Annotated in this window: 2 protein-coding genes and 1 tRNA gene; all 3 read right to left on the bottom strand. The window is 63.8% G+C overall.

The features are described 5' to 3' along the window. Positions 1 to 154: hypothetical protein (locus tag AC2VOP_RS17300; RefSeq protein ID WP_486962103.1), on the bottom strand; the 154-nt coding region annotated here is incomplete at its 3' end. A gap of 55 nt (positions 155 to 209) precedes the next feature. Further along, complete coding sequence (locus tag AC2VOP_RS17295; protein WP_486962102.1) at positions 210 to 1,481, bottom strand: ATP-binding protein; 1,272 nt, start codon at positions 1,479 to 1,481, stop codon at positions 210 to 212. Between the two features lie 150 nt (positions 1,482 to 1,631). Then, positions 1,632 to 1,704, bottom strand: a tRNA-Ala gene (locus tag AC2VOP_RS17290). Positions 1,705 to 1,726: the final 22 nt, after the last annotated feature.

The following is a 1,726-nucleotide window of genomic DNA, read 5'->3' as shown; positions in this document are numbered from 1 at the left end:
CCCGGCCGTCCGCGGCTTTGATGACGCACGGCGACAGCGCGGCGATGAATCCCCGGTCGGCGTCGTCGAAATCCGCGGTGTCGTCCAAGGGCAGCGCGTCGGAGTGTTCCTGGTGTGCGGCTTCGATGATTGCGCTGGCGGGTTTGTGGTGCACGGTGGCAACCGTGCCACAGTCGGCACCCGGGATTCGCTTTGTGGATTTCGACCGGCTACGGACCCAGCAGCGCTAGCGGGACCACGCCGATGCCGTCGGGGCGGCGGTAGGCGTTGGGCCCGGTGTTGATGATGATCGCGTCGAGCAGATCCCCGCGGAGGTGGTGGGCCAGCCAGCGCAAGTGCGCGGTGTCTCGTTCTTCGACTGTTGCGGCGAGTTTCACCTCGACAGCGAGCACTTTGCCGTCGTCGCGCGCCACCACCAGGTCGATTTCGTGGTCGCCGTTGCGTGTCCGGAGGTGACCGATAGTGGCCTCGGCGGCCTGCGCAGCAACCCTTACGCAAAGTGCGGCCAATGATTCAAAGAGATGCCCGAGCATGCCACCAGCCTGAGGCCCGATCGGCCTGCCTTCACCGCTGAGGAGCATGTCCGCGGACAAGCCGAGGAGACGCGCCGCCAGCGCAGGATCGGCCAAGTGGTGCTTCGGCGATTGGGCCAAGCGCGCCAACGGGTTTGCTGCGGGGCCCCAAGCGGGTACCGGGTCAAGCAGCCATAGCTGGGTGAGCACGTCTCGGTATGCGATCGTCGTTGATCGCGCCGGCTTATCACTGACACCGGCGGTGGCCGCATTGAGCACTGCGGTGTAGCTTGCCGTCGTGGATGTGGCCGCCGCGTAGGCACGCAACCACCCCAACATGGCATCAGGCTTACGAACGGCGAGCCCCTGCTCGGGCACGTCTCGATCAACGGCATTACGCAGATACGAATCAAGCTGAAACTTCAATGCCCGCGCACCGAGAGAGCGCATACCCGGGAATCCAGACGCCACGATCTCATCCGCGTAATCGGCCAACCGGACCTCTGCCACCCCGTCGAGCGGAAGCCTTCTCCCACTGAGCAATTCGCCAAGACTTACCGCTGGAGACGCGATCCCCCGCTCCGACAAGGTCATAGGACGCATCCGCAGCCGCCCAATACGTCCCGCACCGGAGTGGGCCGTCACGCCTTGGCGAGGTGAAGCACTCCCGGCGAGCAGAAACTGGCCACCAGTCGGATCGTCATCGACAGCACGCCGCACGACATCCCACACCTCGGGAACCTTCTGCCACTCGTCGATGAGCAATGGCCGCGGCCGAGTCAACACAAGACCCGGATCGGCGTGCACCGCCTCACGGTTGGGCTTTGCATCCAGTCTCAGCAGGCCGACGACTCGGTGCTCGGCTGTCGTCGTCTTTCCCACTGCCTTCGGTCCGTCGATGGCGATCGCCGGTACCTGTCCGAACAGTGCGTCCAGTTCGTCGTCGATGATGCGTCTGGTGTACCGCATGGGTAAATCATACAATTAGCAGGCTTTAAATCAGTCAGATAGCATGCTCTGGATCAGTCAACTAGCATGGCCGCTGCTCAACCGCGCACCGGAAGATTGCTGGCCCACCAGATCCAACCGCGCGATGCGAAAACCCGCGGTTTCTCCCTGTGGAGCTAAGGGGACTCGAACCCCTGACCCCCACACTGCCAGTGTGGTGCGCTACCAGCTGCGCCATAGCCCCGTGAAGCTGCCCATCGAAGCTA

The organism is Mycobacterium sp. TH-M106 (genome assembly GCF_057473765.1).
The sequence above is the reverse complement of the archived record's forward strand: the minus strand, read 5'-3'. Positions and strand labels throughout refer to the sequence as shown.